Origin of the sequence: Shewanella sp. WXL01 (assembly GCF_012263345.1) — a bacterium.
Lineage (GTDB): Bacteria > Pseudomonadota > Gammaproteobacteria > Enterobacterales > Shewanellaceae > Shewanella > Shewanella maritima.
In genome coordinates, this window is sequence record NZ_JAAIKQ010000011.1 from 28958 (window position 1) to 51102 (window position 22145).

15 protein-coding genes are annotated in these 22145 nt (G+C 44.6%); 6 read left to right on the top strand and 9 right to left on the bottom strand.

What is annotated here, in order from left to right; genetic code table 11:
• Positions 1-365 precede the first annotated feature (365 nt).
• The 3 genes from G3R49_RS17715 (at position 366) to G3R49_RS17725 (ending at position 5785) form a co-directional block, all read left to right on the top strand.
• Entirely contained in the window at positions 366-3308 is a 2943-nt protein-coding gene (locus G3R49_RS17715; protein WP_167870558.1) for a TonB-dependent receptor, read from the top strand.
• A gap of 318 nt (positions 3309-3626) precedes the next feature.
• Entirely contained in the window at positions 3627-4505 is an 879-nt protein-coding gene (locus G3R49_RS17720; protein WP_130602507.1) for an NAD(P)-dependent oxidoreductase, read from the top strand.
• A gap of 638 nt (positions 4506-5143) precedes the next feature.
• Positions 5144-5785 carry a glutathione S-transferase family protein gene (locus tag G3R49_RS17725; RefSeq protein ID WP_167870559.1) on the top strand — a complete coding sequence of 214 codons (642 nt, stop codon included), beginning with the start codon at positions 5144-5146 and terminating at the stop codon, positions 5783-5785.
• 69 nt (positions 5786-5854) lie between these two features.
• On the opposite strand, the gene G3R49_RS17730 is transcribed toward G3R49_RS17725, so the two are convergent.
• Positions 5855-9289, bottom strand: a complete 3435-nt coding sequence (locus G3R49_RS17730; protein ID WP_130602503.1) for a PAS domain-containing hybrid sensor histidine kinase/response regulator — start codon at positions 9287-9289, stop codon at positions 5855-5857.
• A 313-nt stretch (positions 9290-9602) separates the two neighbouring features.
• Between G3R49_RS17730 and acs the strand changes: the two genes are divergently transcribed.
• The 3 genes from acs to G3R49_RS17745 all read left to right on the top strand — a co-directional run bounded on the left by acs (position 9603) and on the right by G3R49_RS17745 (position 14049).
• Positions 9603-11555 (top strand): acetate--CoA ligase, encoded by a 1953-nt coding sequence (acs, locus tag G3R49_RS17735; RefSeq protein ID WP_167870560.1) that lies wholly within the window; start codon positions 9603-9605, stop codon positions 11553-11555.
• Between the two features lie 260 nt (positions 11556-11815).
• Positions 11816-13627 (top strand): DEAD/DEAH box helicase, encoded by a 1812-nt coding sequence (locus G3R49_RS17740; protein ID WP_348633941.1) that lies wholly within the window; start codon positions 11816-11818, stop codon positions 13625-13627.
• Positions 13628-13788: 161 nt separating this feature from the next.
• A complete protein-coding gene (locus G3R49_RS17745) occupies positions 13789-14049 on the top strand; it encodes a GrxA family glutaredoxin (RefSeq protein WP_130602499.1) in 261 nt (86 codons plus the stop codon).
• Between the two features lie 86 nt (positions 14050-14135).
• On the opposite strand, the gene G3R49_RS17750 is transcribed toward G3R49_RS17745, so the two are convergent.
• The 8 genes from G3R49_RS17750 to G3R49_RS17780 form a co-directional block, all read right to left on the bottom strand.
• Complete coding sequence (locus G3R49_RS17750) at positions 14136-14465, bottom strand: YbaB/EbfC family nucleoid-associated protein (protein ID WP_130602497.1); 330 nt, start codon at positions 14463-14465, stop codon at positions 14136-14138.
• A gap of 162 nt (positions 14466-14627) precedes the next feature.
• Complete coding sequence (gene dnaX / locus G3R49_RS17755) at positions 14628-17804, bottom strand: DNA polymerase III subunit gamma/tau (protein ID WP_167870561.1); 3177 nt, start codon at positions 17802-17804, stop codon at positions 14628-14630.
• 245 nt (positions 17805-18049) lie between these two features.
• Positions 18050-18601, bottom strand: coding sequence for an adenine phosphoribosyltransferase (apt, locus tag G3R49_RS17760; protein ID WP_207234137.1), 552 nt, complete (start codon positions 18599-18601; stop codon positions 18050-18052).
• A gap of 130 nt (positions 18602-18731) precedes the next feature.
• Positions 18732-19100: a YbaN family protein gene (locus G3R49_RS17765; RefSeq protein ID WP_167870562.1), complete on the bottom strand. Its 369-nt coding sequence runs from the start codon at positions 19098-19100 to the stop codon at positions 18732-18734.
• Between the two features lie 313 nt (positions 19101-19413).
• A complete protein-coding gene (locus G3R49_RS20260; RefSeq protein WP_278044722.1) occupies positions 19414-19539 on the bottom strand; it encodes a hypothetical protein in 126 nt (41 codons plus the stop codon).
• 174 nt (positions 19540-19713) lie between these two features.
• Positions 19714-20472: a DUF2063 domain-containing protein gene (locus tag G3R49_RS17770; RefSeq protein WP_167870563.1), complete on the bottom strand. Its 759-nt coding sequence runs from the start codon at positions 20470-20472 to the stop codon at positions 19714-19716.
• A gap of 66 nt (positions 20473-20538) precedes the next feature.
• Positions 20539-21405: a DUF692 domain-containing protein gene (locus G3R49_RS17775; protein WP_245335402.1), complete on the bottom strand. Its 867-nt coding sequence runs from the start codon at positions 21403-21405 to the stop codon at positions 20539-20541.
• A 97-nt stretch (positions 21406-21502) separates the two neighbouring features.
• Positions 21503-21916: a hypothetical protein gene (locus G3R49_RS17780; RefSeq protein ID WP_167870564.1), complete on the bottom strand. Its 414-nt coding sequence runs from the start codon at positions 21914-21916 to the stop codon at positions 21503-21505.
• Positions 21917-22145: the final 229 nt, after the last annotated feature.

The window sequence follows — 22145 nt, forward strand, 5'->3', positions numbered from 1 at the left end:
TACCACTTCTCCTCCACGAGCAACCAAACCGCATGGTAATACATTTTTGTATTACCAATATAAACAAAATTTACAAAAAAGTTTCAATTTTGTATAGAAAGCATAAATTGCATACGATTTCAGTAATTTACAAGCCTGTTGCATATCAATGAGCTTTTAATCACCAAATAGACAAAAACAACCCAAGCAACTGTTTTTTATACGAAATATACAGCCCCACCTTCATGCATACCAAAACAAACTATTGGTAATACAATGTTGCCTATATTGGTAAGCTGTTATATAAACGTTAACACCGTTTACTAACTACAGTGATTGGCCTTACCAAGATGGTGCGGCCAAACAATACATTCTTTGGGGGGAATATGAAGTTAAATAAGATTAGTGAGCTGTTTAGCGGTGCTAAATATCGTGCCAGCAATATTGCTTTGTTCGGTGCGGCATTAACTAGCATGCTAGCACTTCCAGCTATTGCTGAAGAAACTGCGAATGATCAAGAAAATATAGAAGTCATTCAAGTTCGCGGTATCTTTGGTAGTTTGAAACAAGCAAACTTAATGAAGCGCACCGACGCGCGAATTGTTGATGCAATTGTTGCTGAAGATATTGGTAAATTACCCGATGCCAACATCGCCGAAGCGCTGCAACGCATTCCTGGTGTGTCGATTGAGTCGGATTTTGGTGTTGGTCAAAACGTTACTATCCGTGGTGTAACCGAAAATTTAATCCTACTTAACGGACGCTCAACAGCGGGGCCTGGTCGCGGTGGTATTTCACTTGATGACTTCCCTTCAAGCTTCTTGAAAACCGTTGAAGTGATTAAATCACCAACACCCGAAATGATAGAAGGGGCACTTGGTGGCACCGTCAACATGCAAACTATTCGCCCTCTCGAACTTTCTGAACCACTCATCGCAGTGTCTTTAGAGGGAGAGTATGCGGATAAAACCGAAAACACTGCGCCTAAGTTCTCTGCAGGCCTAGGCAATAACTGGGACTTTGGCGAGTCTGGTACATTTGGTGCTTCGGTTAACCTATCCTATATGGATCGTGAAATTCGTCGTGACGAGTATTTCAATAAGATAGATTTACAAGACAATATTGATATCGATGGTGATGGCATTGTTGATGACTCGGGTGGACCAAACGGTAAATACCAACGCAAAACGCAGTCTACCAACGAACAGAAAACTGAGGAGCGTGAACGTACCGCTTATGGCTTATCGCTGCAGTGGGCTCCTGAAAGCGAGAACGGCAACATCTACCTTGATTTTAACGCAACGAAACTAGACGGTGGCCAAGCTGCTTATTCTATTCTAGACGTTGGTGGTAGCGTAGAAGCGCGCAGCGACAGCTACTATGGTCATAACGGCCTGTTACATAACTATGATCTTGTTGGCGCGTTTGTTATTCCAAAAACTTGGAGTGACTTTACTACCTCAGATACCACTTCTCATGCCATTGGCACCGAGTGGAACCTAACCGACACTATTGAGTTTTCAGCAGAGTACTCAATTTCAAAAGCTGACGAGTTGCAAACCGCATCTGAGTTCAACCTTCGCCCAATTGAGCGAACTGACCCAACACTGGATCTGGTAACCCATACCACCACATCTAGTTTTTATACAGGTTCTGGCATTCCTGGTTATACCTACGCTGACAGCGAGGTACTCACCAATCCAGATAATCTCGTGTTCCGTGAGTTTTTCCACAAGACCATTCAGAAAGATAATGAAGAACAAGCACTTCGCTTCGACTTTAACTTTACTGATGTTGGCGTTGACTGGATTGCAGCAGTTAAAACTGGTATGCGTTTTACCGACCGTGATTTCAAGTCCACTCGCTTTGATCTAATGCCAAATGGCAGCACATTAAAAGATTCGTACAAAAAAGCGAAAAACGCCGATGGATTATTTGCTCCGGTATGGATTGATGATCCTATTCTAGCGGGAACTTTCAAAACCGTTAATTTAAACAATTCGTTTAACCAAACTGGTATCAATGGTCAAAATGACCTAATGACTTACCATGTATATGACGCTGAACGTTTAAAAGATGCCAATGCAACTTATGAGTTAGTAAAACAAATCCTTGCTCACACTGACTATGCAATGACTGGTTCACTGGCTGACAACATGGTTGAAAGCAGCGGTGCTTATCAACAGATCAACGAGAAAACCCAAGCGTTATACGCTCAGTTCCATCTTGATTTTGAAGACTTACAAGCAGTATTCGGTGGCCGTTATATCCGAACAGAGCTTGAATCAAGCGTTGTTGACTCTATCGATGCAGATGGCAACAAAGTCCTGACAACGGGTAAGAATGACTACAACGACTTTTTACCTAGCTTAAACGTGACCTATAACATTAATGAAAGCACCCTAGCTCGCTTCGCTGCAGCAAAAGTAATGCGTCGAGCAGACTTTGATCAACTTAGCCCTGCGCTAGATATTGATAACTCTCTAGTAACGGGTACACAAGGTTCTTACAAGTTAGATCCATACCGTGTAACTCAATATGACTTATCGCTAGAGCATTATTTTGAAGACGGTTTAATGTCTGCAGCAATCTTCTATAAAGATGTAAACTCGTTCACTGAAACTGGCCGTAGCTGTCTTGCGGACTCGAGCACCATTGAAGGTCAAAACACGACTGAGTGGGGTAACATCTGTTTGTTAGACACCGCCGGTCAAAGCCAAAGCGAGATTAACTTTGCAACAGAAGCGCAAGGTCAGGCATACGTTGATGCCGCTAAAGCGACAGGCAACACGGGTATTCTTATCGATACTGAAGTCAATGGTGGCAGCGGTACCGTTAAAGGTTTAGAGCTTGCTTACATGCAACAATTCACCTTCTTACCTGATTTCTGGTCTGGTTTTGGTGTCAATGCCAACTACACCTACGCCGACAGCGAACAACCTGACGGTAACCCACTGCTGAAAATCTCTAAGCACAGTGCTAATGCACAGTTCTACTGGGAAAACGAAGATCTACAATTCCGTATCGCATATAACTGGCGCGACCGTTATTTAGACGATCAAGTGGTTAAGCGTGTACAAACAGTAGGTGCATTAGGTTTAAATACTGCAGATACTGAAGCAGACCCAACAGTAGGTAATAGTTACCGTGAAGCTCGTGGTCAAGTTGACTTCTCAGCTAGCTGGGATATTAATGAGAGCTTCACTGTATTTGCCAACGCAGTAAACCTACTTGGCGAACCAATTGAAGAAACCACAGAATTAGGCTCGGTATGGAACTATAGTGAAGCGGATCGCCGTTACTCTGTAGGTGTTCGCGCCAAGTTCTAGTAAATAGCATTGCAGGGTTAAGGTGCCAATCCATGAGTGTGCACCATAAATGGTGACCTTAACTCTGCAAGCTTCATCAAACAATCAAACTACATTGCTAAGCTTTTGTACGACAAGGTGTCACTAGGCTTGTCGAAAATTCACACATCCTAGATTTCAAATGGGCGAATTTACACCTCTTCAGCGCTGGTTTGTCCAAAAACATGAAATTGGTCAACAAAATGGTTGGCAAACTCAGTCCTATTTGTAATACAATTGAAGCATCGCAATGAAATAATCTACACCAGATTTATCTATATTCAATTTTAGGAGTTAGTTATGACAAAGCCTGTTATCGGTTTTATCGGCCTTGGTCTTATGGGCGGCAACATGGTTGAAAACCTACAAAACCGTGGTTACGAGCTAAATGTGATGGACCTAAACGCTGACGCAGTTGCTAAATGTGTTGAGCGTGGTGCTAAAGCTCCAGCATCTGCTAAAGAACTTGCAGAAAACTCTGACATCGTCATGTTATGTCTGACAACTTCTGCTGTTGTTGAAAAAGTTGTATACGGCGACGAAGGTATTCTAGCGGGCATTAAAGAAGGCGCTGTACTAGTTGACTTCGGTACGTCTATCCCTGCTTCTACTAAGAAGATTGGTGCTGACTTAGCTGCTAAAGGCGCTGGTATGATTGACGCGCCACTAGGTCGTACTCCTGCTCACGCTAAAGATGGTCTACTAAACATCATGGCTGCTGGTGACATCGACACCTTCAACAAGGTTAAGCCTGTACTAGAAGAGCAAGGTGAAAACGTATTCCACCTAGGCGCATTAGGTGCTGGTCACGTAACTAAGCTAGTTAACAACTTCATGGGTATGACCACTGTTGCGACTATGTCTCAAGCATTCGCTGTAGCTAAGCAAGCAGGCGTAGACGGTCAGCAACTATTCGACATCATGTCAGCGGGTCCTTCTAACTCACCATTCATGCAGTTCTGTAAGTTCTACGCTGTAGACGGTGAAGAGAAACTAGGTTTCTCTATCAACAACGCAAACAAAGACTTAGGTTACTTCCTAGCGCTTTGTGAAGAGTTAGGTACTGAGTCGCTAATCGCACAAGGTACATCTACTAGCCTACAAGCAGCTGTAGATGCAGGTCTTGGTAACCACGACGTACCAGTGATCTTTGACTACTTCAAAGACCTAAAGAAGTAATTACTTAACTGATATTAACTAAATTGGCAGCGCCCTTTCCCTTTGCGACGTCAAAACGTAGTTACAGTCAAACATCAAAACGGCAGTGATTTCACTGCCGTTTTTTTATGCCTGTTAAGGGCCTGTTGATCTTCCAAGATTATTTTTGCAGCTGCTTGTTGGAAATTTATACAAGGCAACGACTTTGATGTGTGGTTATTCCACATGAGTAAGTCGTTAACACAGTAGAAATGACAACAAGCGCTGCCTGAAAGGTTCGTTTAAAAGCACTTTTCTCTGCGTTGCGAGCCACTTGTTTAGTCGACTAAACTACATAGCTCGCGTCTTGATTAAAGTGCTTTTAATTCGAACAAATTCTAATCAGCAAAGATCAACAGACCCTAGATAACTGAAATTAACTAAATTGGCAGCGCCCTTTCCCTTTGCGACGTCAAAACATTAGTTACAGTCAACCATCAAAACGGCAGTGATTTCACTGCCGTTTTTTTATGCTCATTAAATTATACCTGATTATCAATAAGCTGTTATTTGCATAGTAAATCTCTCACATAAATTGCGCGCAATCAAATTGCTTGCAACATTTATTTTTGATTGTTAAAGTGTCACGACACTCAAGACTGTATTTAAGGCGAAAGACCATGATCACTCTGCACCATTTAAATAAATCTCGTTCAAAGCGCATCATCTGGTTACTCGAAGAGCTGCAAGTGCCCTATCAAGTAAAAGCATATCAGCGCGTGGCAGAAACCAACCTAGCGCCAGCTGAGTTGAAAGCGATTCACCCATTAGGTAAATCACCAGTAATAGAAGAAAACGATATGGTACTGGCTGAATCAGGTGCGATAACTGAATACCTAGCTGATAAGTATGTTGCAGATAAGAGTGCTGCAAACTCGCTGGTACCAGCCAAAGACTCAGCTCAATACCCTGCCTATTTGCAGTGGCTGCATTTTGCAGAAAGCTCAGCCGCCTTACCTTTATTGCTGCACTACTTCTTAAAAATTGACGGCAGCGACACGCGCTTTTTAGATGGCTACAGCAAGCAAGAGTTGGCACTTATTCTTGGCTACTTAAATGACCACCTAACCAACAACAAATGGTTAGTTGGCGAGCAATTTACTGCTGCAGACATTCTATTGTCATTTATCATTGAAATGGCCGGCGCACTAGGATTACTAAATGATTACCCGCAACTGATGCAATACCTCGCAGCGTTGCAAACAAGACCTGCAGCACAAAAGGCGGCGCTGCTTGAAGCTGAGTATGACAAGACTAGCTAGTAGTTTGCGATAAAGTTAGGTTTGATTTAGCTTTAATCACTTTATGATTAAAGCTAATCAACCCCGGCGTTATTTAGCTTTAACCAAGCTCGACATTAGCGCTCGCAACGCCGCAGGCTTAATCATCTTCGCCATATAGTGATAACCGCGCTGCTCGACATCTTCCACCAGCGCTTTGTTGGTGTTGGCAGTGATTAAGATGCCAGGCAAATGCTCACCATAGCGCGCACGAATACCATCCATAGCATCAACACCATTTTGGTCATCATCTAAATGATAATCGGCAAGTACAATGTCTGGGGCGACACCTTTAAGGCCGAGTTTAATCCGAGCATCACTGAGATCTTTGGCGCACACCACTTCGCAATGCCAGCGAGTAAGCAAAGATTCAAGCCCTGCTAGAATCGCCTCTTCATTATCGATACAAAGCACTTTTACGCCAGCAAGCGGTTGAGCAATCGAAGGTTTCGGCTTACTCACGACCTGGCTGGCAGCTTGCCCTAACGGCACCATAATCGAGAATACTGAGCCGCTCCCGAGCTCAGAGCTGACGTTAATTTCATGGCCTAGCACTTTAGCAATGCGATCAGCGATAGCCAGCCCAAGCCCTAAACCACTCACATTACGGCTACTAGGGTGATTAAGGCGTTTAAACTCCTGAAAAATCTCTTTTATTTTATCACTTTCAATGCCACAGCCAGTATCAAGCACCTGGATTTCTAGCTGATTTTGACGATGACGACAACCTAGCAGCACCTTGCCACCTCTGGCATAACGGTAGGCATTGGTGAGAAAGTTCTGCAAAATTCTTCTAAGCAATGCTGGGTCGGAGTTAACCGTCGCCTGACTAATCTGGGTGTTAAAGCGGATATTGTTATCTTCAGCCATGGCGTCAAATTCTACTGCTAAACCTTGCAGTATTTCTGATACCGCAAAGTCGCGGCGATTCACTTCAACGGTGCCACTATCTAGCTTAGAAATATCGAGCAAATCAGTTAATAACTCACCCGCAGTTTTTAATGAGCTATTGACGTGATTAATGGTGTTCTTGGCTTCAAGATCTAGGTTTGGATATTGAGATAATGATGCAGTAAATAATCTTGCAGCGTTTAGCGGCTGCATTAAGTCATGTCCCACTGCTGCCAAAAAACGGGTTTTTGATGCATTGGCTAGTTCTTCTTGAGCTTTTGACTCCATTAACTCACTGTTGAGTAATGCCAGTTCATAAGTACGCTCTTTTACCCGCTCTTCCAAGGTTTCATTCGCCAGCGTTAATGCCTTTTCTTGCTCACGGTATTGAGTAATGTCGGTAAAGGTCATCACAAAACCGCCACTTGGCATAGGGTTGCCTTGAATTTTAATCACCTTACCGTCTTTGCGTTGTCGCTCAGAGGTGTGAGCGGTGCCGTTAAGCATGTGCTGCACGCGCACACGAACTTGCTCTTCAATATCACCCACGCCACAGTAGCCTCGGGTAGCATTAAAGCGAATGACTTCACTAATCGGCATACCTTGTGTCAAAAAGCCCTCAGGGTACTGATAAAGCTCGGCATACTTATAATTCCAGGCTACAAGATTTAAATCTTTATCGACCACACTCATTCCCTCATAAGCATGTTCAATCGCGCCGCGCAGCATGTCTTGGCTAAGCACAATCTTAGAGGAGGCCTCATCAACCAGACTAAATACTTCATCTAAGGCTAAATCGCGCCCTCTAAGTACCGAGTCCATCACCAAAGCGGCGCTCGATGCACCCAATACCCCTGATAGCATATGCTCTGTATGGGCAATTAGCTCGTCAGATGCCGCTTTATGCCAGGCATCACTTTTTACCGCATCAGGCGAGAACCGACTAAAGGCTTCATACGCCCGCGTTGGACTCACAAAACGGCTAGCAAGGATTAATAAGTCTTGTTGAGAGATAGGGCCAGAGCGCTTGCTACTATCTTTTTCAGGTATTGCGGGGTGAACAAAACTGCTGGCTTGCATACGCTCAGCAACGCCGGCTCTAAACCATAGCGAGCCGAGTACATAGCAGACAATATTGGCAATCAGCGCAATTAATGCATCACTGACGTTGGGGTTGATAGCACTTAGCAAACCTGTGTCGCTACCAATAATACGGCTATCACCAATACCATCAGCGCCCTGCACTAAAATCAAACACCACAAGCTAAAGCCAACAATCAGGCCTAAATAAACGCCTGAGCGATTGCCATACTTCCAATACAAGCCACCAATTAATGCAGGTGCGAGCTGAGCAAAAGCACCAAACGACAGCATGCCTAGATTAGATAGCGAATCGCTTTCGCCCAAGGTTAAATAGCTTAAATAGCCAAAGCCGAGTATCACTACTATGGCTAAACGACGGGCATTAAGTAAAAAATGAGAAAACTGGCTAAAGTTCTTTTCACGAATACGCCCTGTTTTGAGCATTAACGGCACTAGCCATTCGTTACTGACCATCACGCTTATGGTCACCACTGCAACAATCACCATCCCCGTAGCCGCAGATAAGGTACCCAGTAAGGCGATAACCGCAATAAAGGGGTGCTCTAAAGCAAGCGGCAAGTTGATCACATAAGTGTCGCCTGACACGCCATCGCCAAGCAGCAGCTTGCCCGCCAGAGCCAGTGGCGCGACAAATATGGCAAATAACGCGATATAAACAGGGAAAATCCAGCGGCCTTTTTGCAGCACATTCTCACCGGCACACTCAACCACCATAACGTGGAATTGCCTTGGCATACATAAAAACGCCGCCATGCCGACAATAAGCTCAGGTAATAAAGCGCCCACACGTATCTCGCCAAACTCAACCAAATCTGCTGCGTTAGCTTGACGCCAAATATCACCAAAACCATCAAAATAACCAAAGCTAATCACTAAGCCCACCAGCAAAAACGCAGTGAGCTTTACCAATGACTCAAATGCAATCGCCACCATCATGCCAGGGTTGTGCTCTGTAGCATCCAGTTTGCGCGTGCCGAATAGAATTGCGAATACTGCCAAAATGACCGTAATAAGCATTGGCATCGCTAGCGAGCTGGTACTACTTGGCTCAGTTTGAAATAAGTTCAAGCTGAGCATCATGGCTTTAAGTTGCAGCGCGATATACGGCATGATGCCAAATACTGCAATTAAGGTAACCAGTGCGGCTAGGCTTTGAGATTTGCCATACCGAGAGGCAATAAAGTCGGCAACTGAAGTGATATTTTGCGTTTTGGACACCGCCACCATTTTACGCAGCATGCCAAAACCTAAGGTAAAAATAATAATGGGGCCGACAAATATCGGTAAGAACGACCATAAATCATTTGCAGCCTGCCCAACGGTGCCAAGGAAGGTCCACGACGAGCAATAAACCGCCAAACTTAAGCCATAAATCCACACCTGAACTTTTTTGGTGATCTTGGTAAACCAGCGCTCAGCTCCCCACGCCAGAATAAACAGTAAGGTGACATAGCAAATCGCAATGACGCCGACCACTAGGGTTAAGTTCATAATTTATTCCACTTTATTTACCAACGAGGAGCGATTGACGCCAAGCCTGAAAGATAAATCGCGCTCATCAGAATTCATTATTGTTGTGATATTTACATCGAGATTATCAGTATTCGCCATAATAAAGAACAACGACATATATAGATGTAATTGAACAACTAATAATCTATAGGGTAACGTAAGTAGTTGAGGATATTAGCACGCGCAACGGGCTAAATATTAAGGATTTTTTAAAACTAGACCAAGGTCTAATGGAGCTCATCCCTAAAAGCGGATGATACTTTCGATAAGCCATTTTACAAAGGGAAACCCTATGAGTTCGCAGTCTCTATATCAAGTTCCTAGCGATATCGCTAACAATGCACTGGTCAACAACGACCAATATAAAAAGATGTACCAAGAGTCCATTGTTAACCCAGAGGGCTTTTGGCGCGAGCATGGCAAACGCATAGACTGGATAAAACCTTACAGCAAGATTAAGCAAACCTCGTTCGACGACCATAACCTGTCGATTGAGTGGTTTTATGACGGCACACTTAACGCCTCAGCTAACTGTTTAGACCGCCACCTTGAAGAAAACGGCGACAAGGTAGCGATTATTTGGGAAGGCGATGACGCCGCTGAGCAGCGAAAAATCACTTATAGAGAACTTCACGCAGATGTGTGTAAGTTTGCCAATGCCCTTCGCAGCCAAGGTGTCGCCCGTGGTGACGTAGTGACCATTTACATGCCAATGGTGCCAGAAGCGGCTGTTGCTATGCTTGCCTGTGCGCGTATTGGCGCCATTCATTCTGTGGTATTTGGTGGCTTCTCACCAGACTCTATCGCATCACGTGTGATTGACGGTAAATCAAAAGTCGTGATCACCGCCGATGAAGGTATTCGCGGTGGTCGTAAAATTCCGCTAAAAGATAGCGTTGATCAGGCGTTATCTAACCCTGATGTGCAATGCGTTGAAAAAGTGATTGTACTCAATCGCACCGGCGGCGATATTAACTGGGTTGAGGGTCGCGATATCTGGTGGGAATCTATCATGGACGTCGCTTCTGAGCATTGCGCCTATGAAGAAATGAACGCTGAAGATCCCCTCTTTTTACTTTATACCTCAGGTTCAACCGGTAACCCTAAGGGCGTGCTCCACACCACTGGTGGTTACATGGTGTATGCATCCATGACCCATGAGTATGTATTTGACTATAAAGATGGTGAGATTTACTGGTGTACTGCCGATGTAGGTTGGATTACGGGTCACTCTTACATGGTTTACGGCCCGCTTGCCAATGGCGCAACCATTCTTATTCATGAAGGCGTGCCAAACTATCCATCACCAGCGCGTCTTGGTGAAATGATTGATCGTCACAACGTCAACATTCTTTATACCGCGCCAACGCTTATCCGCGCATTAATGGCCGAAGGTAAAGAGCAGTTTGACGGATTTGATGGTAAGTCGCTACGTATTATGGGTTCAGTGGGTGAGCCGATTAACCCAGAGGCTTGGCGCTGGTACCACGAAGTTATTGGCCGTGAACACTGCCCGATTGTTGATACCTGGTGGCAAACAGAAACAGGCGGTATTTTGATTAGCCCGCTGCCTGGTGCAACCGATACCAAACCAGGCTCAGCGACCCGTCCATTCTTTGGCGTGCAACCTGCACTCGTTGATAACATGGGCAATATTATTGAAGGCGCGGCTGAAGGTAACCTAGTTATTCTAGACTCATGGCCTGGGCAAATGCGCACCGTTTATGGCGACCATGACCGCTTTGCACTGACCTACTTTAAAACCTTCCGAGGTATGTACTTCACCGGTGACGGTGCTCGCCGTGATGAAGATGGCTACTACTGGATCACAGGTCGTGTAGATGACGTCATTAACGTCTCTGGTCACCGCTTAGGTACTGCCGAGGTTGAAAGCGCACTGGTTGCACACGAGTTAGTCGCAGAGGCTGCAGTGGTGGGTTATCCGCATGATATTAAAGGTCAAGGCATTTACGCATACGTGACGTTATCTCGCGGCATTGAGGCAACAGAAGAACTGCGTTTAGAGCTACGCCAATGGGTACGAAAAGAAATTGGTGCCCTCGCCACACCGGATTTAATCCAGTTTGCTGGCGGTTTACCGAAAACTCGCTCAGGTAAAATCATGCGCCGCTTCTTACGTAAGATTGCTGCTAATGAAATTACTAACCTAGGCGATTCGTCAACATTGGCAGATCCAGCGGTTATCGATACCTTAATTGAAACCCGCTTAAACAAAGCGGAGTAATTGCTAACTCATACAAGCTGACTTAAGCGATTGTTTAATGCCAGCTAACTACTTGGCGTAGTGCGTTGGCTTAGTGCGAGCTAACCCGTTTACTTGTTATACAACACTATCCTGAGGACTCACCCTCCTCAATCGCCCCTCATTTGAGGGGCATTTTTTTACTCATCCAGCCTTTCCATAACTCAGTTTGATGCCACTCAAGATGGCTGCTGTGTTAGCATATTGAGCAAACTAATCATACGCGTGTAAATTCAACGTCTGTGCCCTCTACCATTAAACTTCGTGATTACCAGCAGCAATCCGTTGATGCTGCCATTCGCCATTTCAAACAAAGCCAACAATCCGCCGTAATCGTACTGCCGACTGGCGCAGGTAAAAGCATCGTGGTTGCTGAGTTAGCACGTATTGCCAATGGCAATGTGTTGGTATTGACCCATGTAAAGGAACTCGTTGAGCAGAATGCTGAAAAAGTCGGATTACTGACCGACAAAGCCAGCATTTATTCTGCGGGCTTAAAGCAAAAGAAAGCCAGCGGCAAAACTGTGGTCGCCAGTGTGCAATCCGCTGCCAGAGCGATTGAAAAATTTGATCAAGCTTTCTCGCTGGTAATTATTGATGAGTGCCATAGGGTGTCTAATGACGACACCAGTCAATACCAAACACTGCTTAGCGCGCTGAGAGACAAAAATCCCAACATCAAGCTACTCGGGCTGACCGCGACGCCCTATCGTTTAGGTATCGGCTGGATTTATCGTACTCACTATCACGGTAAAGTTGGCAATAGCGATAACCCAGTATTTGAAAAGTGCATATTTGAACTGCCTATGCGACCGCTGATCAAACAAGGCTTTTTAACTCAGCCAAAACTGCTTGATGGCTTAAGCGCTCAATATGACTTTAATGAGCTTACGCCAAGCGAAACCGGTGAATACCCCGCGCAGCAAGTAGACTCGCTACTGAATCACCAAGGCCGTGCAACCACAGCAATTACCAAGCAAATTATCGACCTTGCCCGCACAAGACAAGGCGTGATTGTATTCGCGGCAACCGTGAGACACGCACAAGAAATCATGGCGTTACTTGAAAAGTTTGCTCTAGAAAATACAAATGACTCTGCAGCGCTTATTACAGCTAACACCCCGCATAGTGAACGTGACGACATTATCATTCGCTTTAAAGCCCGTGAGATAAAATTCATCGTAAACGTAGCAGTATTAACCACAGGCTTTGATGCGCCTCATGTCGACTTTATCGCGATTCTCAGACCAACAGCTTCGGTGAGCTTGTTTCAACAAATGGTTGGCCGCGGCTTACGCTTAAGCGACAACAAAGAGGAGTGTTTGGTCATTGATTACGCCGCTAATGGGTACGACTTGTTCTTTCCTGAAGTTGGTCAAGTTAAACCCAACAGTAAGTCAGTTCCGGTGCAAGTCCACTGCCCTGTGTGCCAGTTTGCAAATACCTTTTGGGGCATTGTCGATGGTGACGGCGATTTAGTCGAACACTTTGGGAGGCGTTGTCAGGGGTTAGTTGAACCAGAGGCTCTCAATGGCAAACCTGATCTACTAAGTGATGGATTCAATGGTGATAAACAAGTGCAATGCGATTTTCGTTTTCGCTCCAAGTCTTGCCCTGATTGCGGCGCAGAAAACGATATTGCCGCCAGAGTGTGTCATTGCTGCGACTCGACCTTAATCGACCCAGACAAACGCCTAAAGCAGGTACTGCAATCTCAGCATCACCACCTTTTCAAATGCCAGCAAATGCTGTTTAGCGAGCAAGATGACAAGCTTATTATTCAATACCTAGACATTGAGGGTAACGACTTTAAACGTTACTACCGCTTTGACACCAGCGCTCAGCGCAAAGCATTTTACGCCACCTTTGTGTTAGAGCACACCAAAACGCCGGGGATACTTCACCCTCAGTACAATTCGATTAGCGCGGTAATTAAAGACAGTGACCGTTTTCGCATGCCTGATATGCTGCTACTTAAGAAAAACAAGCACCGCTGGGATCTCGTTGAAAGCTTCTTCGACTATCAAGGCAGACACAAAACTGACTTTAGCTAAGCGCTTCACCTAACGACTTGTCAGCAATGAATGATAGTGGCATCACACAAACAAACGCTTAACTGCTAACGCTATGTTGTTAGATGAATTTATCGCCATCTAGGTTATTCATTAACTGCAACTTATGTTATAAATTGCTCACACTAATAAGAGGAGTCATTATGTTTGTTGTTATTTTTGGTCGCCCAGGCTGCCCATATTGCGTACGTGCCGTTGAACTTTCAGAAAAGCTGACTGAACAACGTGATGATTTTAAATTCAAATATGTCGATATCCATGCTGAAGGCATCTCAAAAGCTGACCTGTCTAAAAGCGTAGGTAAGCCTGTAGAAACCGTGCCGCAAATCTTCATCGACGAAAAGCCAATCGGTGGCTGCACTGAATTCGAACAATACGTGCGCGAGAACGGCCTACTAAGCTAATCAGTAGCGTTTAATCAGGTTGACGTAGCCTAAGTACAACAAAGCCAGCTCAATGAGCTGGCTTTGTTCGTTTAAGCGGTAAATGCTTAGAAAGGCATTTTCATACCAGGTGGTAATTGCATACCGCCGGTTACTTCAGCCATCTTCTCTTTTTGATTCTCTTCGATACGACGCGCAGCATCGTTACATGCAGCTGCAATCAGATCTTCTAGCATTTCTTTGTCGTCTTCCATAAGGCTTGGGTCAATCTCAACCTTACGAACATTGTGAGCACCTGTCATGGTTACTTTTACAAGACCTGCACCAGCTTCGCCTGTCATCTCAGCGCGAGCGATCTCTTCTTGCATCTTCGCCATTTTGTCTTGCATCATCTGGGCTTGCTTCATTAAGTTGCCCATACCGCCTTTTCCAAACATAATCTTTTCTCTTTACTCTAACGTTGACAGCAAGCTGCTTTCATATGCAGCCCATCTTACTGAAATAAACTTAATTGGCAATGCTAGTATTAGCTTTTTGAGATGAAGGATTGATCATCTAACGCCAAAAATGACTTTTTATTGTATCGCGTTAACTCACCGCTAATGTTTAGCTGGGATTAAGTTGCCTATTTGGCTTAACTGCTCGGTTGGGTATAACACGCTATCTTGATTTAACTGTGCACCAAGGGTTTGTATCATCCATTGCACGCTATCATCATTTAACAGTGATTGCGTGGCACCTGCAGTTAATTCTTGATGGAATCGTTTACGCAACTCTAGCGGTGTTTCATGCCCTTGCACTGCGCCAACTTCAATCTCGACACGGGTTTCTTGCTCAAGGTAATCCGTTAATGCCGCCTCAAGTTGTGAAATTGCCGCAGGTGCAGCTAAATGCTTTTGATCTGGCTTTAACGTTAGCTTCAGCGGTGATGTCAGCCCATGACAAATAGAGTTAACTCCAAGCTGACGCACACGTCCACCGGCTTTAACCTGACTCATTACCCGGTACCACTGTAAATCACGTTCATCACCGGTTATCTGATGCCCATTAGCATTGGCATTTGAGTGACCAATGCTAGCATCGTCTACTTGCGCTGTACTTTGGGGGTGCGCTGCACTTGATTGCTGTCCCGTAACTTGTACTTGAGTCGCCTGCATTTGAGCCGTCTGAGCTTGAGTGGATGGGGCTTGAGACTGCTGAGTTAGAGCTTCAGTAGACTGAGCTTGTTGACTAGCTTCAACTAATGGCTGCTTAACCAATGGTTGCTCTACTAATGTTTGTTCAACTAGGGAAGCGGCTTGATTTTCCGCCGCAAGTTCTTCTGGGCTTGGCTCTACCCAAGGTGGTCTATCTTCACTACTTGTGTAACTTGTTGGTGCTTCAGATGAATCTTCAGACTTAACCGCGTCTGGTGCATTAAATTGGCTTGCTTCTGCACTGCTAATTTCTGAGTTACCAATCTTTGAGTTGCCAGTCTCTGAGCGGTTAGCCTCATAGTTAGCGACATCAGAGCTTTCGACATCAGAACTAGTATCATTGTAAGTATCGGCATTAGCGCTTGCAGTGACAGAATCAGCCTGTTTCGGCTCGACTGGCTTCGCGGATTTTTCTTTAGCGCTCTTTTTTGCGGCTGCAGCCTCATTAGCTTGATTATTCTTTTGCTCTATGGCTAACGCTTCTAAATCAGCTACCAGCTCAGCGCGGCTGTTTAATACAGCATCAAGCATGTCATCAAGATCGTCATCTTCATTTGATGTCACGGCTTCAGAAATCACACTAGGTTGAGATGCAACGGTTTGTTCAGGTGCTTGCTCTAGTGTTAGTTCAGAAATTTTAGCGTTATGACTTATCTCAGCACTATTACCTATTTGGGTTTCAGTTGCCAACTCACCAGAATCTGACATCAAGCCAAACTGATAATCGTCATCAGCCATTTGCTCTGACATTTCAGCCATTGCCATATGGTACGCATCATCGGCGCTCACCTCATTGCTGGTATTTGTTTGGAGCGATGCGCTAGCTTGAGTATCAGAGTTAGCAACCTGAGTATCTGCAGCCTGCACAGCTTCCACTTGTGCAGTATGCAGCTGCTCTGGCTCTGATTGAGCATCTTCTCGAGTTTCAAGCTGAGCTGCGCTTGTATCTGAGTGATTTGCGGCTTCATCAACTTGTGACTGAGAGACGTCAGTCTGAGTTTCAGCTTGTTTCCACGGCTCATCACTAGCGAGCGATTTATCTTCATTACCGAGCGTAGTCACCTCAAACCCTAGCGACTGGGCCTGACTCAATAAGATTGCTTGCTCTGCATTTAATGCTTGCTGATCATCTTCGGCTTCTGATGCATCATTTTCAGATGCAGGTTCTGCTAACTTGGGTTGCTCCGAAACTGTCGGTTTCTCCGGCGGCAAAGCTTGCTCATTAACATCTTGAGACGAGACTTGTTCTTGGTTTTGAGAACTGGCTGATACTGCGTCTTGAGAAACGACTGTTTCTTGGGAAACGACTGGTTCTTGAGACGCTACAGGCTCTTCCACCTCAGCTTTGTCGGCTAAATTGGACTCTAAGCTATCTGCTTCAGTTGCTTCAGAGCTTTGCTCGCTAGCTGGCTTTGGGCTGGTCTCGACGACCTCGCTAATAGGCTTTGCTTCAAGGTCGACCTGAGCTTGGTTCTGCACTACCCAACGCTGGGTCGATTTTTCAGGCACGAAAGCAACCGCGCGCAGTAGCGCCATTTCTAAGCCAGACTTAGGATCTGGTGCATGGGGCAGATCTTTACGACCACTCAGTAATAACTGGTAGTACAGCTGAATTTGCTCGGCTGATATTTGCTGGGCAAAGTTGATAATTTGCTCGCTATATAGCGATTGCTGCGCTGCAGCTGGTGCAAATTGAGTTAAGGTAATTTGGTGCAGTAGTTCGAGTAAACTGCGCAACACTTCATCGGCATCAGCGCCGAAGGCCAGAATTCGATGCAAGCATTGCATTAGTGGCCCGATTTCAGCATCACACAGTGCTTTAAGTAGCGCAATGACATGTTGCTCATCAATACTGCCAAGCATTGAGCGAACCTGCTCAATCAATACCTGACCACTGCTAAAAGCAATCGCCTGATCAGTCAAACTCAAGGCATCACGCATGCTGCCGTTAGCGGCTTTTGCGAGTAAATTCAGCGCTGCGTCATCAAAAGCTATTTGCTCTTGCCCTAAAACAAAGTTGAGTTGATTGGCGATTTCATCTTGCGACAAGCTCTTCAGATTAAACTGCAAACAGCGCGATAACACGGTTACAGGTAATTTATGAGGGTCGGTTGTCGCCAGCAGAAACTTTACATGCTCTGGCGGCTCTTCTAGGGTTTTCAGCAGTGCATTAAAACTGCTTTTTGACAACATGTGTACTTCGTCAATCAGGTAAACTTTGTAGCGGCCACGGGTTGGCCTGTACTGCACGTTATCTAACAGCTCGCGAGTATCATCAACCTTTGTTCGTGAAGCGGCATCCACCTCAATAAGATCAACAAAACGCCCTTCGGCAATTTCAACGCAGCTAGCGCATTGACCACATGGCGTTGCACTCACACCTAGCTCACAATTAAGGCCTTTAGCAAACAAGCGCGCAAGACTGGTTTTACCCACACCGCGAGTTCCAGTAAAGAGATAAGCATGATGCAAACGCTGCTGTGTCAGTGCGTTAGTCAGCGCCATTAGCACATGCGACTGCCCAACCATTTGCTCAAATGTGGCAGGTCGCCATTTACGCGCTAACACCTGATATGACATGAATATCCCCAAACTAATCAAACTAGAAAAAACTTGAACTTAGACAGCAATACAGCGGCGGTTTCAGTTAACTGACTAACGATAACAGATGCAGGCTAACTAACGCTGGATGTTGGCAAAGTATGATGCCAAACAATAACATGCAAACCTAAGTCACGCTATTGTTTGACAACCATTAGCTGGGAATATCGCCACTTGACACAGGGCAAGAATTACCCAGCTTTATGGCCTAAATAGAAAGGGGATTATTCGCCTTCGAACTCACACAGGCTCATCACTTCAAGACCAAGATCTTTCAAGCGCTTTTCACCGCCAATCTCAGGTAGTGAAATAACAAAGGCAGCGTGCTCAACATTACCACCTAGACGACGGATCAATTGGACTGTTGCATCGATTGTGCCGCCAGTAGCGAGCAAGTCATCTACTACAAGTACTTTGTCACCTGGCTCAATGGCATCGGTGTGAATTTCTAAGGTGTCGGTGCCGTATTCAAGTTCATAGCTTTGCGCTTCAGTTGCTCGTGGTAACTTACCTGGTTTACGCACAGGAACAAAACCAATACCTAACTCTAATGCTAATGGCGCGCCGAAAAGGAAACCACGCGCTTCTGTACCAACCACTTTGGTAAAGCCTTTTGATTGATAATGTGCCACAAGCAGTGCCATCGTTGCTTTGTACGCTTGAGCGTCTTCTAACAAGCTGGTGACATCGCGGAACATGATGCCTGGCTTTGGGTAGTCAGGAATAGTTTTAATGCTGGCTTTAATTAGTGCGAGGCTGTCTTGATTCATCATAATACGATTACTCTAAGTTGCTTAATTTAATTCTGCGCAATAAAAAGTCCACAACAAATGTGGACTTGTGTAAAGATGATGTGATCTTATGCCTGTTCCGCTTGCGTTGCAACTTATCGACTTGATACATGCCTCATTCTTGTACATCTGGAATCGATTTTAAGTAAAACAACAATCCACAAAGCATACAGGCAAGCATAATCTTCACCCATACCAAAGGCACAATCGCAATACTCACTGCGAAACTCAGCGTGGTCATGATCATGGCCTTTTTCTTCAACGCTTTTGGCAATGCGCGTTGTTGCTGCCAACTATTTAACGCCTCAGCAAACCAAGGGTGAGTCATCAACCAATTATGTAATCGCTCGCTTGAGCGGGCAAAACAATAAGCCGACAGCAAGATAAAGGGAACTGTAGGCAGCAGAGGAACTGCAATACCGAGTAACCCGAGCCCTAAACTAATCAGACCAATAACAAGAAAAAAACCGCGCTTGATTACCATGAAAACCTTATCTGTACTTAACTCAAATACGCCATAAAATGCTCGCCGATATTATCAGCTAATTGCCGCCGATACAGTAAATTTACTTAAACTTATATCGCTACAAACATGGCATTTAGTCTAACATCAAAGGCTAAAATCAAACTTAATAGACTATGGTTAATCCCCGTTACCAGTCATAGTGCCGTTGCGTTTGATTAGTTAGCGCTCAACTTACAGCACTGTTTTGCATGCAAGCTAACCGACGAGCCAAAACAAAAAGCCACCTCATTGAGGTGGCCTTATAGGGAACAATTGAGCTTCTAGTGCTTGATTAGAATTGAATCACACCAGCAAGACGCAGGAAAGATAAGCTTGCAGGCAGCGTTGGCAGCAACAAAACAAGAATAAAACCAACAAAATATAAAAAGTTAAACGGGTCTTTAAACGGCTGACTCATAATGGTTCCTATCTGATTATTGTTTTACGCAAATTCGCATGAGCCATTAGGCCATACACGACTAGAATTTGTGACTCACTTCACAAAGTCGCGCCATTCTAGCGATTTGTGTTCAGAATAAAAACCATAAATTTTGTGGGATATTTCTACCCTCAGAACAGTTACAATATCGAGCTATTCAGTACTTTGCTTAGTGGTGACAACAATCCCCTGCTCGGCCATTTGTTTAAGCATATCTAAACAGCCTGCACTGATCGTCTCCTGAGCCATATTTGGGTAAGCCGTCATCAGCCAATCCGTTATTTGACTGAAACTCACTGGCTGTTGCGCGGCATCAATATATGCCAGCACCTGAGCGCTCAACGGGTTAAGCTGCAAAAATGCCACCTCTTGCACGTCATCTAAATAAACACAAAAAAACTGTGGCTGCTGCGGTGGCTCAATTGGTTGGTAATCAAGGCTAATGTGCTGCACGTCAAATGCATACTGAGCAATCCTTGCCAAGCTTGAGAAGCACAAAGGCTCATGGCTAACTTGTTCAGGCTCAAGTTTTTGCTGAGCGGGGTTTGGCTTTGATATAGCAACAACCAGTTCTAACCATTCATAATGTGCCAGTTCCAACATAAATACCGGATCATCGTCGGTTAACTGGTACTCGTTTTGTAAAAAGCTTAAAAACTCTTGTGCTATCTCAACAAATATTGGGGTTTGGCAGTCATGTTTCTCAAAAAACTGCTGCACTAAATCACCCCAGGCTTGCTGTGAATACAAGCTTTTTAATACTGGGAAAGCGCTAGATACAAAGCCATCGACATTATTAAAGAACAGCTCGCGATAAATCGTCATTCGTCGCGGCTCTATCCCCTCAGGAATGGGATTTTGCGGATTTTTAATGTAATCCATAAATTGCTGTTGCTGAGCTTTAAAGTCCATCTGTTACACCTTTAGCAAAATCTAAACATCTAGCAAAATCTATACGTTTGACAATAATCAGTCTCATCAAGCGACTATCTCATTAGGAGACTTACTTGCGATAGCTTGCTGCTGCAAAGCATGAATCTGGTTAATCTCTTTCAGTAGTTCACTTGTGGGCGGAATATTGAAATCACGCTCAAGTAAGGTGGGATGCACACCATGAACTTGATAACACTGCTCAAGCAACTTCCAAACCGGGTCAATTACATCTGCGCCATGGGTATCGACTCTTAAATCAACATCTTCTTCGTAATGCCCAGCCACATGCAGATATTTAATACGCTCGCTTGGCATCGCTTTGAGAAACTCAAATGCATCATATTGATGATTAATCGAATTTACATAGATGTTGTTTACATCTAACAATAATTGGCAATCAGCCTCGCTCAGCACAGCGTTGACAAAGTCTTGTTCACTCATCTGTGCACCAGGGGCGGCATAGAAAGAGACATTTTCGAGAATAAATGGTCGCTCTAAAATATCTTCGACTTGCTTAATGCGCTTAGCAACATAGCTAACCGCATCATCGGTAAATGGAATGGGCATCAAGTCATACATATGCCCTGTACCAGAGCAATAAGACAAATGCTCAGAGTAGACATCAATATTGTGCGCATCTAAAAAGGTTTTGATGTTTTTGACAAACTCAACGTCTAACACCTCAGGACTACCAATCGATAAAGACAAACCATGGCAAAAAAACGCGTGCCGCTCGGTGAGTTGTTTAAATTGCTTGCCAAACTTGCCACCAAGCGTCATCCAGTTTTCTGGTGCGACCTCGAAAAACTCAATTTGGTTAGGCGTTTGCTGACAAAATTCATCTAACATTTCTCGGCGTAATCCTAGCCCGACCATAGGATTTGGGTGACGCGTACTACTCACTTCAGTCATGATTACTTCCTTTATCTGCGCAATATGAAAATCATACCAAACTCGTACAAAAAAGGCCTGATAGTCAGGCCTTTATATCATGTATTAGCCGACTTGCTTATAGCATGTCGCCGCCACACTTACCTTCACCACATTTACCTTCTTTAGCTTTCATGTCGCCACCACACTTGCCTTCGCCACATTTACCTTCTTTGGCTTTTTTCATGTCGCCGCCACATTTGCCTTCACCGCATTTACCTTCGCCACACTTGCCTTCTTTGGCTTTCTTCATGTCGCCGCCGCACTTGCCTTCACCGCATTTTCCTTCTTTTGCTTTGGCTTTTTTGTCACCGCCACATTTACCTTCACCACACTTGCCTTCACCGCATTTACCTTCACCACCGTCTAATTGGTAACCTGAAGACATTTGCTCAAAACCAAATGGGTTTGCTTGTACTTCTGTTGCTAGGCCAGCACTCATTACAACTGCACCTAATGCTACTGCTACTGATGTTTGTTTGATTGAACTCATAATTTATCTTCCTTTTAAAATATTGTAATGGGTGGCCAACTCACCTTTGTTTGCTCTCAATGCGCTGACTTACCTGAATAGACCTTGGGTTAATTATTTTTATTTCAAAAAAGATAAAAAAATTATTCTAGATCAATTCAACCACTGCAAATCCCTGCTAGCGAATAGAGTCTTCACCTTTGATAATAGCGGATTTTTTAACCGTAGCAATTCAATATAACGATAAATA